General features: G+C 44.1%; 14 protein-coding genes. 1 reads left to right on the forward strand and 13 read right to left on the reverse strand.

The window, feature by feature from the left end:
• Positions 1 to 345: 345 nt before the first annotated feature.
• Positions 346 to 1,275: a malate dehydrogenase gene (gene mdh, locus OAG1_RS17900; protein ID WP_338622241.1), complete on the reverse strand. Its 930-nt coding sequence runs from the start codon at positions 1,273 to 1,275 to the stop codon at positions 346 to 348.
• Positions 1,276 to 1,455: 180 nt separating this feature from the next.
• Positions 1,456 to 2,163 carry a transporter substrate-binding domain-containing protein gene (locus tag OAG1_RS17905; protein WP_338622242.1) on the reverse strand — a complete coding sequence of 236 codons (708 nt, stop codon included), beginning with the start codon at positions 2,161 to 2,163 and terminating at the stop codon, positions 1,456 to 1,458.
• Positions 2,164 to 2,352: 189 nt separating this feature from the next.
• Between OAG1_RS17905 and argR the strand changes: the two genes are divergently transcribed.
• Positions 2,353 to 2,820: a transcriptional regulator ArgR gene (gene argR / locus OAG1_RS17910; protein ID WP_016400817.1), complete on the forward strand. Its 468-nt coding sequence runs from the start codon at positions 2,353 to 2,355 to the stop codon at positions 2,818 to 2,820.
• A 19-nt stretch (positions 2,821 to 2,839) separates the two neighbouring features.
• Here argR and OAG1_RS17915 read toward each other — a convergent pair whose 3' ends face one another.
• The 11 genes from OAG1_RS17915 to aceF all read right to left on the reverse strand — a co-directional run bounded on the left by OAG1_RS17915 (position 2,840) and on the right by aceF (position 18,830).
• Positions 2,840 to 3,898, reverse strand: coding sequence for an ABC transporter ATP-binding protein (locus OAG1_RS17915; protein ID WP_338622243.1), 1,059 nt, complete (start codon positions 3,896 to 3,898; stop codon positions 2,840 to 2,842).
• 7 nt (positions 3,899 to 3,905) lie between these two features.
• Positions 3,906 to 5,588, reverse strand: coding sequence for an iron ABC transporter permease (locus OAG1_RS17920; protein ID WP_338622244.1), 1,683 nt, complete (start codon positions 5,586 to 5,588; stop codon positions 3,906 to 3,908).
• A 101-nt stretch (positions 5,589 to 5,689) separates the two neighbouring features.
• Positions 5,690 to 6,724: a Fe(3+) ABC transporter substrate-binding protein gene (locus OAG1_RS17925; RefSeq protein WP_016400814.1), complete on the reverse strand. Its 1,035-nt coding sequence runs from the start codon at positions 6,722 to 6,724 to the stop codon at positions 5,690 to 5,692.
• A gap of 134 nt (positions 6,725 to 6,858) precedes the next feature.
• On the reverse strand, positions 6,859 to 8,130 hold the full coding sequence (locus OAG1_RS17930; protein ID WP_016400813.1) for an ammonium transporter: 1,272 nt from the start codon (positions 8,128 to 8,130) through the stop codon (positions 6,859 to 6,861).
• 45 nt (positions 8,131 to 8,175) lie between these two features.
• A complete protein-coding gene (locus tag OAG1_RS17935; protein WP_016400812.1) occupies positions 8,176 to 8,514 on the reverse strand; it encodes a P-II family nitrogen regulator in 339 nt (112 codons plus the stop codon).
• A 351-nt stretch (positions 8,515 to 8,865) separates the two neighbouring features.
• Positions 8,866 to 9,213 carry a YacL family protein gene (locus OAG1_RS17940; RefSeq protein ID WP_338622245.1) on the reverse strand — a complete coding sequence of 116 codons (348 nt, stop codon included), beginning with the start codon at positions 9,211 to 9,213 and terminating at the stop codon, positions 8,866 to 8,868.
• Between the two features lie 9 nt (positions 9,214 to 9,222).
• Positions 9,223 to 10,041, reverse strand: a complete 819-nt coding sequence (locus OAG1_RS17945; protein ID WP_338622246.1) for a winged helix-turn-helix domain-containing protein — start codon at positions 10,039 to 10,041, stop codon at positions 9,223 to 9,225.
• A 238-nt stretch (positions 10,042 to 10,279) separates the two neighbouring features.
• Positions 10,280 to 12,877 carry a bifunctional aconitate hydratase 2/2-methylisocitrate dehydratase gene (acnB, locus tag OAG1_RS17950; protein WP_338622247.1) on the reverse strand — a complete coding sequence of 866 codons (2,598 nt, stop codon included), beginning with the start codon at positions 12,875 to 12,877 and terminating at the stop codon, positions 10,280 to 10,282.
• Between the two features lie 233 nt (positions 12,878 to 13,110).
• Positions 13,111 to 15,327, reverse strand: a complete 2,217-nt coding sequence (locus tag OAG1_RS17955) for a patatin-like phospholipase family protein (RefSeq protein ID WP_338622248.1) — start codon at positions 15,325 to 15,327, stop codon at positions 13,111 to 13,113.
• A gap of 81 nt (positions 15,328 to 15,408) precedes the next feature.
• Positions 15,409 to 16,842 (reverse strand): dihydrolipoyl dehydrogenase, encoded by a 1,434-nt coding sequence (gene lpdA, locus OAG1_RS17960; RefSeq protein WP_152780568.1) that lies wholly within the window; start codon positions 16,840 to 16,842, stop codon positions 15,409 to 15,411.
• A 131-nt stretch (positions 16,843 to 16,973) separates the two neighbouring features.
• Positions 16,974 to 18,830 (reverse strand): pyruvate dehydrogenase complex dihydrolipoyllysine-residue acetyltransferase, encoded by a 1,857-nt coding sequence (aceF, locus tag OAG1_RS17965; RefSeq protein ID WP_338622249.1) that lies wholly within the window; start codon positions 18,828 to 18,830, stop codon positions 16,974 to 16,976.
• Positions 18,831 to 18,842 lie beyond the last annotated feature (12 nt).

The raw sequence follows: 18,842 nt of genomic DNA on the forward strand, positions 1-18,842 counted from the left end.
CTTTGAAGCTTGTTTAAGATTAGTTTAGCTCAAGTATTGCAGCGCAAATAAGTGGGCAATAAACGCTTTATATTTAACTTTAACTCGGGATAAGAAAGTGACGATAACTCTGCAAGCCAGTACTCAATCTCGCTTCATGTTTCTCGCGAGATAGGTTTGCTTAGTTCAAGGCTAAACTGCGCGCCAATAGCTAGCTTATTGCAAGTAGCTTCAACACCGAAATAAGTAAAAGAGGCCGCCAGAAACCGTTTATTATCCCAAGCCTAGCTTAGTTAGGAACTTCGACAACATGCGGATACAAAAAAGGAGTGCATTGCACTCCTTATTAGGATTTAAAATTTGTAATTAAACAAATTCTACGCCTTTATCAATGTCACCGTGTAAGGTATCTAACATGCCGTCAATTGCAGCTTTCTCGAATGTGCTAATTTCACCGTAAGGTAAGATTTCAGTAACACCTTGAGGGCCCAAACGCACTGGTTGTGCAAAGAACTTAGCATGTTCACTGCCGCCATCAACGTAGGCACACTCAATTACGTCTTCGCCTTGAGCGGCTTTAACTAAAGACAAACAGAAACGTGCAGCTGCTTGGCCCATAGAAAGTGTAGCGCTACCGCCACCCGCTTTAGCTTCAACTACTTCAGTACCGGCGTTTTGAATGCGCGTGGTCATCGCGGCAATCTCTTCATCGGTGAATGAAATACCATCTAGCTGAGATAACAATGGCAAGATAGTTACACCACTGTGGCCACCAATAACGTTTAAGTTAATGTCGGCAGGGTTTAAGCCTTTTGCTTCAGCAATAAATGTTTCAGAGCGGATTACGTCTAGTGTCGTTACACCAAACAACTTAGCAGGGTCGTATACACCGGCTTTTTTCAAAACTTCTGCAGCAATTGGCACAGTAGTATTTACTGGGTTAGTGATAATGCCAATACACGCTTTAGGGCAGGTAACAGCAACTTTCTCGATAAGGTTTTTAACAATACCAGCGTTGATGTTGAATAGATCTGAACGATCCATACCTGGCTTACGCGCCACACCAGCTGAAATAAGAACAATATCGGCACCTTCTAGGGCCGGGCTTGGGTCTTCGCCTGCAAATCCTTTAATGGCCACTTGTGTAGGGATGTGGCTCAAATCTACAGCAACACCTGGTGTTACTGGGGCGATGTCGTAAAGCGAAAGTTCAGAACCAGCGGGTAACTGAGTTTTTAATAGTAATGAAAGGGCTTGGCCAATTCCGCCTGCAGCACCTAATACGGCAACTTTCATCAAACTTCTCCATGCTTTTTGTAGTTGTAGAGGGGATGTCTATAGAGACAGCTGACAAGATAACGGAATCCGCCTCAAAATACAATTTAGCAACATTTTTAAAGCAAGTTTAAAACAGGAAAAGGTTGCCTTAATCACACTTTAACAATATGGCTTAAGACCTTGGTCTAACAGTATTTGTTAGTTAAAAAAGGACTGATATATTGTTTGGTAAGCGCCATTATTTTTTAACACTTTAAGCGCATGGTTGATTTGATTCAGCAGGTCTTCGTCTTGCTTGGAAACAGCCATTCCCAAACCACTAGCAGGATAGCTTTCATCAACTTGAATAACAAAGTTGGGATGACTCGCTAACCAGTAATGCGCAGCAGCGGCATCCAAAAACACCGCATCTATTTTCGTTTGTTCTAAATCATTAAGTGCCAATTGATAACTGGGGTAAGCAATCGACAAAATATCTGGTCGTTGCTCACGTAAAAAACGCATAAAGCTAGAACCGCTTTGTACTGCCACAACAGCACTATTAGCCAATGCCTGGTCCGAGCTAGTTATATATACCGCCATATTGTCAAAATACGCATCGCTAAAATTAACTAACTGTTTTCGCTGCTCGGTGATATCTAAAGCTGAAATCGCCAAGTTATAGTGCCCTGCCGCAACACTCGTCAGCAAACTGTCAAAAGGCTGATGGTAAAACTCACATTCTCTGTTTATTTGTATACACACCGCTTTGGCTAGTTCGATATCAAAACCCACTAATTGCTTTTGTTCGTCAAAGGCTTCAAATGGTGGGTAAGAGGCTTCGGTAACAATTCGTAAGGGTTTATCTTCAGCAAATGCTGAACTAAACACAAAAACAGGAAGAAGAATGAAAAGTTTAATCCACATAATCAACTACTCATCGAGTCGGATGGGGCTATCATAATTCAGCTTAGCAAAGGCTCACAACTAATTGTTATTAAATGCAATAATAATTCTGTGTCAGAGTATGCATTTATATGCATAAAACTAGAATAAAGTTGAATTAGAGTAAAAAGTTGGCGACAATGGCAACGGATTTATAAGCTCGGATCACCGATGAAATATAGCGATAAACAAGAACAGTTAATAAAAGCCTTTAAATCACTGTTAAAAGAGGAACGATTTGGCTCGCAAGCCGAAATAGTGACCGCCCTGCAAGAGCAAGGTTTCGAAAACATTAATCAATCGAAAGTGTCACGCATGCTAAGTAAGTTTGGCGCGGTGCGTACTCGTAACGCAAAAATGGAAATGGTTTACTGCTTACCGGCAGAATTAGGGGTCCCAACCGTTTCTAGCCAACTAAAAATCTTAGTATTAGAAATGGATTTCAATGACGCTCTCATCGTTATCCACACCAGCCCCGGCGCAGCTCAACTAATAGCCCGTTTGTTAGATTCTTTAGGCAAAGCTGAGGGTATTCTTGGCACCATTGCTGGTGATGACACTATTTTTATCACCCCTACTCGCCAAGTAGATATTGCCGATGTCTTCCAGTCAGTGAAAGAACTCTTTGAAGTTGGCTAACTAAGCCTAATTAGCTTCCCTAAAGCGATGCTTTAGGGAAGACAAATGCCGCATCCCCATCTACCGACAACCATACTTTTGTGCCAGCACTCGCCTGCCAATGATCGCGCATACGCGCATGTATTACCCGCTCAGGCATACCGCTTAGCTGCAATCTAAAGTGGGTTTCGTTACCCATTGCATGCACTGATATCACTGTAGCTTCTATCTGATCTTTGTTTTCGAGCTGGTGTACCACGATATCTTTAGCCCGCACAATAATCTCTGCCATCTGCTGATCTTCGATGTCAGCTGCAGCAAATGCTCCAAGTGGCGTGTTAACTTTGTGCCCTTCAACTTCCACTTCAAAGCGATTGCTAGGGCCAAATAACGCTGCCACAAAGGCGTTTTTCGGATTGTTGTAAATTTCTTGAGGGCTAGCATTTTGCACAATCTCCCCCTTCTCCATCACTACAATTTTATCGGCGATAAACATTGCCTCTAGTGGATCGTGAGTCACCATTACCGCAGGGGTATTGGTTTTCTTCAGTACATCAAGGGTTTCTTCACGTACTTGCTGACGAAGATGCTCATCAAGCGCGGAGAAAGGCTCATCTAGCAGTAAAGTGCTTGGCTCTGGAGCTAAGGCACGAAGTAGAGCTACCCGCTGCTGCTGGCCACCCGACAAGGTATGCGGAAAGCGCTCTAACAAGCCTTGCATGCCCATATTATCTAGGCTTTCCTCAATCCAATTACGCCGCTTCGCAAGATCTTGCTGTTTACGTAAACCATACTCGATATTTTTACGCACACTCATATGAGGGAATAAGGCATAGTCTTGGAACATCATGCCAATGGCCCGTTGCTCTGGTGCTAGATGAATCGCTTGCTTAGGCGCAGCCACTAGCTTGTCTTGCAAGTAAAGCTCGCCACTTTGTAGTCGCTCTAAACCGGCGATAAGGCGTAACAGTGTGGTTTTACCACAACCCGATGGACCCAATAGCGCAACGATTTGATTCTCGCTCACTTCAATGCTGACATCTTTTAATGCCTGTTGTTCGCCGTAAAAATGATTAACTTTGCGTAAAACAATACTCATTGCGGGTTTATTGTCCTTGTGGGCGACGTTCAGAAGAACCGATATTTCGACTCATGATAATAACCGGGATAATGCCCGCCAGTAATATAGTTAATGCAGCCAAAGCGCTTTGCTCAAGCTGTTCTAAAGAGGCTAAATCCCATACTTGGGTAGATAAAGTATCAAAATTAAACGGCCTTAGTATCAAGGTGATAGGCAGCTCTTTCATGGTGTCTACAAATACCAGTAGCATGGCGGTTAGGACACTTGGTCGTATTAAAGGTAGATGAATTCGCCATAGCGTCTTACCTGAACGACTACCAAGAATACGTGAGGCGTCATCCATTTCAGGAGTGATTTTAGTAAGGCTTGCGTCAAGCGTACGGTAACTTAAAGCGATAAATCGCAGCGAATAGGCTAATACCAAGGCGCCACCGGTGCCAGTGAGCAATAAGCCGGTGGGATAATCAAACCAGACTTTCATTAGGCTATCAACAGCATTATCAAACACACCAAGCGGGTACAAAATGCCCACTGCTAGCACCGCACCAGGGATGGCATACCCCAAGGTTGCAGCCTCGGCGATGCTGCGCATTTTATTGCTTTTAGATAAGCGAACCCCGTAGGCTAGCAACAAACCCAAAATCGTTGTTAGCAACGCGGCCATAATCGCCAAAGAAAAACTGTTCCAAGCACTATTTAAGTACTGCTCTAATCCTTGGTCTAAATTGCGTAGTGCATAATTAGTTAACACCGTGATAGGCAAGATGAAACCAAGGCTAATAGGCAATAAACATAAAGCGGTGGCTAACCATGCTTTAAAGCCCGAAAGCGGTTCGGCAAACATAGCGGGAGATTGGCCAGTCAGCTTATAAAACTTACCAGCGTTGCGGCTATAGCGCTCTAAACCCAGCAGTAAGATAGAAAAACTCACCAGCATTAAGGCTATTTGAGCGGCGGCGGACAGGCTGCTCATGTTTAGCCACACATCAAATATTCCCGCGGTTAACGTAGGCACTGCAAAAAACTCTACCGTGCCATATTCATTAATGGTTTCCATAAGCGCTAATGTAACCCCAACCACAATGGCAGGTCGCGCTAGTGGCAATGCCACTTTAAAAAAGCTCTGAGTTTGACTTTTGCCTAGGCAGCGGCTCATTTCTAAAAGCTGTGCAGCTTGCTCTACAAAAGCAGCTCGCGCTAACAAATACACATAGGGATACAGCACTAAACTCAATACCGCAATGGCGCCTTGAATGGAGCGAATCTCCGGGAACCAGTAGTCTCGTGCAGTTTGCCAACCAAACAAAGCGCGCAAGCTTTTTTGCACAAAACCTGCGTATTCAAGCTGGTCAGTAATAACAAATGCGAGAATGTAACTTGGCACCGCTAAGGGTAGCAATAGCGCCCATACCAAAACCGACTTCAGAGGAAAATTAAAGCGCGTGACTAACCAAGCCGCACCGGTACCCATTAAACTGGTAAATAAAGCCACGCCCAAACACAGCATTAAAGTGTTTTTAACGTAAATCCAAAATACCGTATCCAGTAAGTGTTGCCAGATTTCTTGGTTGTCGGCCCATGAGAGCATCAAAATGGTGGCAATAGGGACAATGGCTAAGGCAGCAATTGCTAAGGCAAGCCATACCCAAGGGTCAAAGCGTAAACGAGCTAACGAGAAAGGCGAAGTAGAATTGGCGGTAGTGCTCATAGCTTCCAAATAAAAAAACGGCACAGAGCCGAAAACTAATAAAGCTGACCTAAGGCCAGCTTTATTGACGCTTGCTAATAGAATAGCAAGTTTAACAACCTTTACATATCATAGCCAACACGGTCAACTAAGCGTGCTGCTGCAGCACGTTGGTCTGCCACTTCTTGTAAGGAAATACGGTCAGCTTTGAAATCACCTAGGCTTTCAATAAACTCATCAGTTTTAATACCGGTGCGAACTGGTTCTTCGTAGTTAGCAGTAGCGTATAAACCTTGAGCTTTTTCACCAACTAAGAACTCTAACAACTTAATGGCGTTATCTTTGTTTTTAGCTGTTTTCAATAAACCAGCACCAGAGATATTAATGTGCTGACCACGGCCGCCAATGTCTTGGTCTAAGTATACAACGCGGATCTGCTCGGCCCACTCTTGCTGCTCAGGGCTCTTAGTGTTGTAGAACATCTTGCCCATGTAGTAACGGTTAGCAATCGCTAAGTCACATTGGCCTTCGAAGATGGCTTTAGCTTGAGCACGGTCGTTACCTTGTGGCTTGCGTGCCAAATTAGCTTTTAAACCTTTTAGCCACGTTTCTGCGGCAGCTTCACCGTCTTCTGCAATCACTGAAGCAATTAAACCAATGTTGTAAACATGCTTACCAGAACGGGTACAAATACGGCCTTGCCACTTTGGATCGGCTAAATCTTTAAGTGAATTAAGCTCACCTTCTTTAACACGGTCTTTATGAGCATAAATAACCCGAGCACGTGTGGTTAAGGCAAACCATAAGTTATCTGGGTGGCGTAAGTGAGCCGGAACAACTTCATCAATAACTGGAGAGTTAACGGCTTCAAACAAACCAGCAGCGCGCACTTCTTCCAAACGGCCGATATCAACGGTTAGTACTAAATCAGCAGGATTGTTTTCGCCTGCCGCTTTGATCTTTTCAGCTAAACCTTTAGCAGCATGCACAACATTTACTTTAATGCCCGTTTCTTCGGTAAACGCATCAGTTAAAGGTTGTAGCAAGCTTTGTTGGCGGTAAGAGTATAGGTTTACTTCTTCTGCAGCTAAGGCTGGAGTGGCAACCACTAGTGAAGCCACCATGGCCACTAATGAAGAGAATACTGATTTATTCACAAATGAGTCCTTCAATATATGTTAAACGCAAATCGTTATCATTTGACTTTAGATTAACATGGGACAACATCTTTCGCTATGTTTTAAAACAAAAAAAGGCCCGCAATGCGGGCCTTTTTTATTACTTTTTAATCTTAGCTAGAAGACTTAACTGTTACGAACTCTGGGTATGCATCGATACCACAATCAGCAATGTCCATACCGTTCATTTCTTCTTCTTCAGAAACTCGGATACCCATTACAGCTTTTAGGATGCTCCATACGATGAAGCTTGCTACGAATACCCATGCAAAGATAGTTAATGCACCGATGATTTGGCCAGAGAAGCTTGAACCATCGTTAGTTAGTGGAACAATCAATAGACCGAATAGACCAACTACACCGTGAACTGAGATAGCACCTACTGGATCATCAATCTTAATCTTGTCGAAGAACACGATAGACGCTACAACCAATACGCCAGCTACAGCACCAAACAGAGTGGCTTGAAGCGCAGTAGGAGTAGAAGGTTCTGCAGTAATCGCTACTAGACCAGCTAATGCGCCGTTTAATAACATTGTTAGGTCTGCTTTACCCCAAGTAAGCTTACATACTAGTAGTGCAGCGATTGCACCAGCCGCAGCTGCAGCGTTAGTGTTTAAGAATACCATTGCAACAGAGTGAGCGTTTGAAGCATCAGCAAGTTTCAATACAGAACCGCCATTAAAGCCAAACCAACCCATCCATAAGATGAAAGTACCTACAGTAGCTAGCGGCATGTTTGAACCAGGAATTGGGTTAACAGAACCGTTTTTACCGTATTTACCTTTACGAGCACCTAGTAGTAGTACACCGGCTAATGCTGCTGCAGCACCTGCTAAGTGAACAATACCTGAACCAGCGAAGTCAGAGAAACCAAGGTCGCCTAGGTTGTATAGACCGAATACGTCTGCACCGCCCCATGTCCAGCTACCTTCTAGCGGGTAGATGAAACCAGTTAGCACTACAGCGAAGATTAGGAATGCCCAAAGCTTCATACGCTCAGCAACTGCACCCGAAACAATAGACATTGCAGTTGCAACGAATACTACTTGGAAGAAGAAGTCAGAAGCACCTGAGTATACGCTGCCGCCTTCAAAACCTTCTTCAGCTTTAGAAGCTAACACGCCACCTAGGTCAAAGGCTTCGATGCCTGATAAGAAGATACCGCCGTCATACATGATTGAGTAACCACAAATCAAGTACATGATACAAGCGATAGAGTAAAGAGCGATGTTCTTAGTAAGAATTTCTGTGGTGTTTTTAGCGCGAACTAAACCAGCTTCTAGCATAGAGAAACCAGCGGCCATCCACATTACTAATGCGCCACACACCAAAAAGTAGAAGGTGTCGATGGCATATTGCAGTTGATAAATTTCGTTTTCCATAATTACTTCCCCGTAATCCCTGTTATAAGCTTGCTAAGGTTGCCCTTAGATAGCCTCTGCATCCATTTCGCCAGTACGAATACGTACTACGTTGCTTAAGTCGTATACAAAAATCTTACCGTCACCGATTTTGCCGGTGTAAGCAGCACTAGAAATCGCTTCAATAATGCGGTCTACATTTTCTGAGCTAGTAGCAATCTCTAGTTTTACCTTAGGTAGAAAGTCAACTTGGTACTCGGCACCACGATATAATTCGGTGTGACCTTTTTGACGACCAAAACCTTTAACTTCAGATACGGTTAAACCATCTACGCCAACTTCGGCGATGGCTTCACGCACGTCATCCAATTTGAATGGCTTGATTATCGCGCTAATTAGTTTCATTTGAGCTCCTCCAAAGAGTCATCGATTAACTTTTCTCGATTAACAAAATACAAGGCTTGTGCCAAAACAAAATTAGCGATACAAAACAACAGGTTAAGAAAGAATACATAAAATAGAACAAATGCAGTCGCACCATTGTGGTGCTATATTTTTTAACAACGCTCCAACATGGTTCACAATTTGGTAGTGGTATTTCTATCAGCACTAATAAAGTGCAGCTAGCGGAGAATATGTAGCAATTTGGCAGTTAACCCGCGTATAAGTTAGGGTTAAAGTAATGAATTGGCTGAATAAAAAGAGCTAAAGAAGGGTTTAGAGCATTTTCGAGCTAGATGCTAATTTTGCACCATGTTAATAAGCCTCGATAGAATTTAACAATTCTAGAAAATCGTCATAACCGCAAGCACTATGCGCTGCATCTAAACTCATGGCATCTTGCAAAAGCGCTGGATTATCTGAAGCGTCGTCTTGAGAAACCTCGATGCTAACTTCATCTAGATTGGCCACAAAACGGAACTCATCACTGTCTATGTGTAGCTCAGCTAAGCCAGATAGATTTTTCAGGCGGACGAGTAAGGAAGAAATAAACTGACGATCTTTATTCAATTCACGCTCTAGCCACATCGAAAAACACCGATGTTCGTCACCGCAATCAATAAAAAATGCGCCGTCCAATGAACGGCGAATCGTCAGTTCCATAGTTTCAGTCTAGTTACTTAAACAAGCAGACTGTAAGTTTACGCTAGCTGCGCTGTTTAACATAGTAGGAACAAGATCATAAGCGGCATTTGGCTTTAGTTTAAAGCGCATTGCTACGGCTGTTTTGATTTGTTTTTCCAATACTTCAATGTTAACAGGCTTTACGATTAAGCCTTGCACGTCCATCAATACATTAAAACCAAGCAATTGCTTAGTGGCTTCAGATGCTAAAGATAGAATAGCAATATCAGAGCTAGCTAAAGTTTGGCCAGTTCGAATTGCCTTAATTAGCTTTAAGCCTTCGGCATTAGCTAACTCGGTGTCGATGATCACAGCTTGAAACTCGTTGCTCATTAGTCGCTCATGCAACAAACCAGCATTAGAGAACATTTCTAACTGTTTTAACTCGCCATCTGCCTTCAGGTTTTGAATTTTCTGGCAGGTCTCAGCATCACTTAGTAACAAGGCTTTAGCTTGATTTTGAACCAGCTCCGGTTTTACTCGGTTTGGCTGACCTACTGCTTCACATCTTGCTATGTAACCCTTTTTGGGAATGGTAGCGATAGTGAGTTCAGTATTGTTCAAAGTAGTGATTACTTTTCGTAACTGAGATATATGCTGGTTAATTGTATGGTCTGAGACACTACGCCCCCACACAGCATCAGACAAGTCGTCTCTCCCCACAACTTGATTGACATGTTTACACAAATATCCCAACAAATGGGTTCTTAATGGTCCCAAATAGGCACTTTTATCCTTAAACGTAATACTATTTTGGCTCATATCTACGGCCAACGGGCCAACTACTACAACATCATTAAAGGACATATTGTCTTCCAACTGCAAGCGAATGAGCTAGTAAATCTAGCGGGCTCCTTTATACCAGTAAATGCTAAAATTATCCATATTTTGCAGCACATAATAACGCAAATTATATTTATTTTATAATAAAATGTTCATAATTTTACTTATTTAGGCGTATATATAGTACCACCTCAGTGTGTTACTTGGCTATTGTGCAAAAAAAAACGCAGCCAAAGCTGCGTTTTTATGCGGTGTGAAAAATCTACACGGCGGCTTGAATAATTACCTCATCAGCCACTTTAGTGTAATCAGTGATTTCATCAAAGTTGAGGTAACGATAAGTATCAGCTGCAGTAGCGTCAATTTGCTTCGCATACTCAAGGTACTCCTCTGGAGTAGGTAACTTACCTAAAATTGCCGATACAGCAGCTAACTCGGCAGAAGCTAAGTAAACATTAGCGCCGGTACCTAAACGGTTAGGGAAGTTACGCGTAGAGGTAGAGACTACCGTTGAGTTATCGGCCACGCGTGCTTGGTTACCCATACACAAAGAACAACCAGGGATCTCGGTACGTGCACCAACACGACCGTAAATACCGTAGTAACCTTCTTCGGTAAGCTGCTTTTGGTCCATACGTGTTGGAGGAGCAACCCACATACGTGTTGGCAATGAGCCAGTATGCTTGTCGAGCAATTTACCTGCTGCACGGAAGTGACCAATGTTAGTCATACATGAGCCTAAGAACACTTCATCAATGCTCTGGCCTGCTACTTCAGATAGTAAACGGGCATCATCTGGATCATTTGGCGCACACAATACTGGCTCGTTAATATCAGCCAAATCAATCTCAATGATTTCTTTGTATTCAGCGTCTTTGTCCGCTTCCATCAATTCAGGGTTAGCGATCCACTCTTGCATAGCAGTAATACGGCGCTCGATAGTACGACGGTCGCCGTAGCCTTCAGCAATCATCCACTTAAGCATCACAATGTTTGAGTTTAAGTACTCAATGATTGGGGCTTTACCTAGCTTAATAGTACAGCCTGCGGCACTACGCTCAGCAGATGCATCCGACAATTCAAAAGCTTGTTCAACTTTAAGCTCTTCTAAGCCTTCAATTTCTAAGATACGACCTGAGAAGATGTTTTTCTTGCCTTTCTTCTCAACCGTTAATAGACCGCGTTGAATCGCAGCGTAAGGAATTGCATGCACCAAATCGCGTAAGGTAATACCCGGCTTCATTTCGCCTTTAAAGCGAACCAAGATTGATTCCGGCATATCTAAAGGCATAACACCAGTAGCAGCAGCAAATGCCACCAAACCAGAACCTGCAGGGAATGAAATACCAATTGGGAAACGAGTATGCGAGTCACCACCTGTACCAACAGTATCTGGTAACAACATACGGTTTAGCCAAGAGTGGATAACACCATCACCAGGGCGTAGAGATACGCCGCCACGGTTCATGATGAAATCAGGAAGCGTGTGGTGAGTATTCACATCAACTGGTTTAGGGTAAGCAGCGGTATGACAAAATGACTGCATGGTTAGGTCTGCAGAGAAACCCAAACAGGCTAAATCTTTCAGCTCGTCACGGGTCATTGGGCCAGTAGTATCTTGCGAGCCCACAGTCGTCATCTTCGGCTCACAGTATTGGCCAGGTCGAATACCGTCTACACCACAGGCTTTACCTACCATTTTCTGGGCAAGCGTAAAGCCTTTAGTTGAAGCAGCTACGTCTTGAGGGCGCTTGAATACTTCCGAAGGCTCTAAGCCTAAAGATGTACGAGCGCGGTCAGTTAAGCCACGACCAATAATTAGAGGGATACGGCCACCAGCGCGAACTTCATCAAGTAATACATCAGTTTTTAGCTCAAAGGTTGAGATAACTTCGTCAGTACCTGATTTTTTCACTTCGCCAGCAAACGGGTAAATGTCGATAACATCGCCCATGCCAAGCTTTTCTACGTCTAGCTCAATAGGCAATGCGCCAGCATCTTCCATGGTATTAAAGAAGATTGGTGCAATTTTTCCGCCTAAACAGAAGCCACCGCCACGCTTGTTTGGTACGTGAGGAATATCATCGCCCATTAGCCACAACACAGAGTTAGTAGCAGATTTACGCGAAGAACCGGTACCTACAACGTCACCTACGTAAACTAGCGGATGGCCTTTTTCTTTCAAGGCTTCAATTTGCTTCATTGGGCCAATCGAGCCTGCTTGATCAGGGTCGATACCTTCTCTAGCATTTTTAAGCATAGCTAATGCGTGCAATGGGATATCTGGTCGAGACCAAGCATCGGGAGCAGGCGATAAGTCATCGGTGTTAGTTTCACCGGTCACTTTGAAAACAGTAAGTGTTGATTTTTCAGCAAGCTCAGGGCGGCTTAAGAACCACTCTGCATCGGCCCAGCTTTGCATCACTTGTTGTGCAAAGTTGTTGCCCGCTTTGGCTTTTTCTTCCACGTCGTGGAAAGCATCAAACATCAATAACGTATGTGATAAGGCTTTAGCTGCGATAGGTGCAAGCTCAGCATTATCAAGTAATGAGATGAGTGGTTCAATATTGTAACCACCTTGCATTGTACCCAACAGCTCAGTGGCATACGCGGCAGAAACAATAGGAGAGCTTACTTCTCCAGCTGCTACAGCAGCAAGAAAACCGGCTTTTACATAAGCGGCTTCATCTACACCTGGGGGAATTCGGTTTGCTAACAAATCGAGTAGAAACTCTTCTTCACCGGCTGGCGGAGCTTTTAATAACTCTACTAATCCTGCGGTTTGTTCAGCATCGAGGGGTTTAGGTACAATACCTTCAACAGCACGCTCTTCGACGTGTTTGCGGTAGCTTTCTAGCACGGCTCGCTCCTTATTGTAATAATGCCCGTAGGGGATATCCATATATATGGGCCAGAGCTTTGCTGGCCTCATAGGGCTGAGATTATAGCCGTTTTAACTATAAATTAAAATATCGACGTTTCAGCCAAGCTGACAAATAAACAGTTAAATCATTTTATAACAACAACTTAAAGCCTTTATTATACTTTAGCCACAAGCGGAAAAGTTACAATTTATTCACATTTATCACTTATTTAGAAGTCATTGCCGATAAATAAATATAAAGTTTGCTCCGATTCGTTGTGCCCATAGGCAAGTACCACAGGCCCTAATACACTGGTGTCTAGAGCAGCAAAAATACTGCCGGCCCACAGCGCACTGCTATAAGAGATTTCATCAGAGCTATTCCATACTCCGCCGTTTTCTAAAGACCCCCCGACAAAAACAGGCGCTTGTAATACGGGAGATTGAAAATAGTGCAGCTGATAAAAGTACATGAGGCCCGTTAGCGCCTTATAACGACCAGATAACTGTTCATACTTAAAGCCCGAAAGACGTAAAAAGCCACCTAGATCCTGAGCATCAGTTGGTACAACAAAGTCACTACCGGTGCTACCATATTCACCAAACCAATTTAAATTATGCTTATTCCAACCAAATGGCACTTTCCAGCGAGCCTCAAAACTGGGCGCCAATACACTAGAAAACCCTTGTACATCTTCATGGTAAAGAGTTAACCCTACATCCAGCATTTTACCTTGTGTAGGAAAAGCCCAGCTGTTTAGGGTGTCGTAGTCAAATCTAAAGTAAGGACCATACAACCAATAGCTGGCATCGCCGCTAAATCCTTTTAATTCGATATCACCGTGCCTAGCTGCTAAGCCAAGCCCCCATTCTTGCCAGGGTTTATAGTTCCAGGCTAGTTGAGTGCGAAAAGTGGCATCACTAAAATCGGCTTCAAGGTATTCAATGTCTTCACCTAAACCATATAAACGACGGCTACGTTTATCGTACTCTGCCGATACTAACCAAGCATATTTAAGGTTATCGGTAAATGGTGTGTAGTATTCGGTAAACAGACGCTTTATCGAGCCGATTTCAAACTCATTACGCCACTCTGCGCCATACTCGTTTAGGTTAGTTAAGGTAAACCCAAGCCCTAAATTCGCTTCGGTGCGATCCGAAAAGTTTTCCTGCAAACCAAGCTTCATATCAAAGTAGCCAGGCCCCCAGCGCTTTTCTTGAGTATCCACGTGAATCACATTAGCGCCCTGCTCACTACTAATTCGATAGTCGACTCGCTCAAAGGTTCCTAAGGCATACAACTGACTAATTTTTTCTTCAAGTTGAGCTTTGGAAAGCAACTCACCTTGATTGAGTTGTAAACGAGATAAAATAACCTCGTCGCTCAAAGCTGAGTTGTTATTGAGTTCAATTTTACTCACCACAAATTGTTCATGTAACTTAAGAGTGGCTCTGCGATCTTTAACCTTTTGTTGATAGGCTAAATATACCTTTTCTTGGTCATCACGATGAATACGCTTAGCTAACTGTGCAATCGGCTCTGCTGCCGCTTGCTTACCACGCTCAATCGCTAAAGGCATTAATGCAAAGTCAGCGGTATCGATGCCGGTTACATCGGGTGATATGAGTAAGTCATCAGCCCCTAACAAGGCAATTTGTCGCTCGGTACCAGATCGAGTAAGAAAAATTGAGAGCTGGTCTACCACATCAACCGCAGTATTAAGCTCGTCTTGAGTTTTTAGCCGCGCACCAATATCTACCGCAATAATGATATCTGCGCCCATGTCTTTTAATACATCCACAGGCATGTTGTTAACCACGCCTCCGTCAGAAAGCTGTTTACCATCAAGCTCTACCGGGCGTAACGCACCGGGCACCGACATACTCGCTTGCATAGCAACGGCTAAGTCACCACGCTTGAGGATATAAGGGCGCATAGCAGCCATATCGGTGGCTACTGCGCGATAAGGAATGGCCAACTCATCAAAACTTTCTAGCGCTTCTAAGTTACTGGTGGCATAACGCAAAATCTCGGCCATAGTTTGGCCCTGCACAGCGCCTTTAGGTATTTGAACGCCGTCTTTATTGACCCCAATTGGCAAGGCTATTTGGTAGTCATCTTTTTGCTTTTTACTTCTCAGCGATAACTCACTGCGAGTGACATCGTCAACAAAGCCACTCTCCCAATAAATAGAAAAGGTTAAATCTTCAATCTCTTGCGCGCTATAGCCCATCGCTAACATGGCGCCAAAATAAGCGCCCATACTGGTTCCAGCTATGTAATCGACAGGAATTTGGTTTTCTTCGAGTAATTGAATAACCCCCAAATGCGCCGCGCCTTTTGCCCCTCCGCCACTGAGCGCCAAGCCTATTTTGGGGCGAGCAATAACAGAAGAAGAAAAAAGTATTAGCAATATAAGCCACAAGGCTTTACGCAATAGCCGCATGCAGAGTCATTCCTTTGAAATCTAAACAATAAAGGCAGCCTAGGCTGCCTTTATAACTGTAGTTTTTTAGACTAATTCAGTCTATTTTTTCTTTTTCTTGGCTTTCGCATTTGGAAGGTCGGTAATGCTTCCTTCAAAAATCTCTGCAGCCAAGCCAACCGATTCATGCAAGGTTGGGTGAGCGTGAATGGTTAACGCGATGTCTTCAGCATCACAACCCATCTCAATCGCTAAGCCAATTTCACCTAACAATTCACCGCCGTTGGTACCTACTACTGCACCACCAATTACACGACCAGACTCTTTATCAAAGATCATCTTAGTCATGCCATCTGGGCAATCAGAGGCAATAGCACGGCCCGAAGCAGCCCAAGGGAATACTGAGGCTTCGTAGTTAATGCCTTGTGCTTTAGCTTCTTTCTCGGTTAGACCTACCCATGCCATCTCTGGCTCAGTGTAAGCAATCGAAGGAATAACTTTAGGATCGAAGAAGTGTTTCTTACCAGAGATAACCTCTGCTGCTACGTGGCCTTCGTGCACCCCTTTGTGTGCCAACATAGGTTGCCCTACGATGTCACCAATAGCATGGATGTGAGGAACGTTAGTACGAAGCTGTTTATCAACTTCAATAAAGCCACGCTCAGTCACTTCGATACCAGCTTTCTCTGCATCTAAACCTAAGCCATTTGGTACACGACCTACCGCAACCAATACTGCGTCGTAACGGACTGGCTCATGTGGTGCTTGCTTACCTTCGTAGGTTACATACAAGCCGTCTGTTTTCGACTCAACGGCTACCACTTTGGTTTCAAGCATGATGTTGAATTTGTCTTTCACTTTTTTGGTATAAGCGCGAACAACATCTTTATCAGCTGCTGGTACAAGTTGGTCAGCAAATTCTACAACGTCAATCTCACTGCCTAGTGCGCCGTATACTGTACCCATTTCTAGGCCAATAATACCGCCACCTAATACTAACAACTTACCAGGAACTTCTTTAAGCTCTAGTGCGTCAGTTGAATCCCATACACGAGGGTCATTGTGTGGAATAAACGGTAATTTAACTGGGCGAGAACCCGCTGCAATAATTGCGTTGTCAAAGTTAATAGTTGTGGCTTCGCCATCATCACCAGTTACTTCTAGTGAGTTAGCGCCGGTAAACTTACCTAAGCCTTGTACTACTTTAACTTTACGCATTTTAGCCATACCATCGAGGCCACCAGTCAACTGACCGATTACTTTCTCTTTCCAGGTACGGATTTTATTAATGTCGGTTTGTGGCTCACCAAACACAATGCCGTGCTCGGCCAGTGATTTTGCTTCTTCAATCACTTTAGCTACATGCAACAAAGCTTTTGATGGGATACACCCCACATTCAAACATACTCCGCCGAGGGTGGCGTAGCGTTCTACAATTACTGTTTCCAAACCTAAATCGGCAGCACGGAAGGCAGCAGAATAACCTGCAGGGCCTGCACCCAGTACTACCACCTGGGTCTTGATTTCCTTACTCATTGATGACCTCTTGGTATTGTTATGTTGTAAAGCTGCTGTAGGGTAAAAGTGTCAACCATGCAGCTAAACTGAGTTTACGGTTAATCGGTATAAAAAAGAAGAGCCGGGTGATAAACACCCAGCTCTTATTACTAAAGTACTAGTCGGCGAATGTCGCCCAACAAGCCACTTAATGTTGAGATAAATCTCGCGCCGTCGGCCCCATCAATCACTCGGTGATCGTAAGACAGTGCCAATGGCAACATTAGCTTCGGTACAAAATCTTTACCGTTCCACTTTGGTTTCATTTCGCTGCGCGAAACACCCAAAATGGCTACCTCTGGCGCATTTACGATAGGTGTAAACTGAGTACCACCAATACCGCCAAGGCTAGAAATAGTGAAACAACCACCCTGCATGTCTGAGGCAGTAAGTTTACCAGCACGTGCTTTCTTAGAAATTTCTACCAACTCTTCAGAAAGCTGATAAATGCCTTTCTTATTCACATCACGCACTACTGGTACAACCAAGCCATTTGGCGTATCTACAGCAATACCGATATGGATGTACTTCTTCATGATAAGGCTGTTGCCATCGTCAGACAGTGCCGAGTTAAACTTAGGCATGCTTTCCAAAGTTTTAGCTGCAGCTTTTAGCATGAATACTAGCGGCGTGATCTTAAAGCCCAACTGTTGCTTCTCAGCAATCACGTTTTGCTCTTTACGGAAAGCTTCCATTTCTGAAATGTCGGCTTCGTCAAACTGAGTAACGTGAGGGATTTTCACCCAGTTACGGTGCAGTGCTGGACCAGAGATTTTCTGAATACGTGATAGTGGCACTTCTTCCACTTCACCAAACTTAGAGTAATCAATGCTTGGCCATGCTGCTACGTCCATGCCTGAGCCACCAGCGCTAGCGCCAGACTCTAGAACTTTAACCGCTTGCTTAACGTAAGCTTGAACGTCTTCTTTTACGATACGCCCTTTACGGCCCGAACCTTTAACTTTGGCTAAATCAACACCAAACTCACGCGCTAAACGACGAATTACAGGAGAGGCGTGTACATAGGCACTATTCTCTACAAATTCACCCGATTTAGCTGGTGCACTCGCAGGTTTACTTGCTGGTGCTGGTGCAGGTGCTGCAGCTGGTTTTGGTGCTTCAGCCGGAGCGCTTGGTGCGCTGGCAGCAGGTGCTGCAGAAGTTACTTCAAACACCATAATCAGCGAGCCAGTCTTAACTTTATCGCCAACAGCTACTTTAAGCTCTTTCACTACACCAGCGAACGGTGCAGGAACTTCCATTGCCGCTTTATCACCTTCAACAGAGATAAGCGTTTGCTCTAGCTCTACGCTATCGCCAACGGAAACTGAAACTTCAGTCACTTCAACTTCATCATCGCCAATATCAGGAATGTTAACTTCTTGAAGCTGCGAAGCTGCAGGAGCAGCGGCTGAAGCCTCTGCTACAGGCGCAGCAGGAGCAGAGCCAGCAACTTCGAATTCCATAATTAGCGTACCAGTAGACACTTTATCGCCTACTGCAATGCTAATGGCTTTAACCGTGCCAGCAAATGGCGCTGGTACTTCCATTGCCGCTTTGTCGCCTTCAACCGAAATAAGCGTTTGCTCTGCTTCAATTACATCGCCAACACTTACCGCTACTTCGGTCACTTCAACTTCATCATCACCAATATCTGGCACATGAACCAGTTCAACTGAACTTGCTGCAGGAGCAGCGGCTGCTGCCGAAGCTGCCGCTGGTTGCTCGGCTGCGCCTTCAGCTTCAAAGATCATAATCAATGCGTTGGTGGCTACGCTGTCGCCTACCGCTACTTTAATTTCTTTTACAACGCCAGCTTGAGAAGCCGGAACTTCCATTGCCGCTTTGTCGCCTTCTACCGAAATTAACGATTGCTCTAATTCTACGCTATCGCCAACTTCAACAAGGATCTCGGTCACTTCTACTTCATCAGCGCCAATATCTGGTACAAAAATTTCAATACTCATAGCTATTCGCCC

This window comes from Agarivorans sp. OAG1 (genome assembly GCF_037076485.1).
Classification (GTDB): domain Bacteria; phylum Pseudomonadota; class Gammaproteobacteria; order Enterobacterales; family Celerinatantimonadaceae; genus Agarivorans; species Agarivorans albus.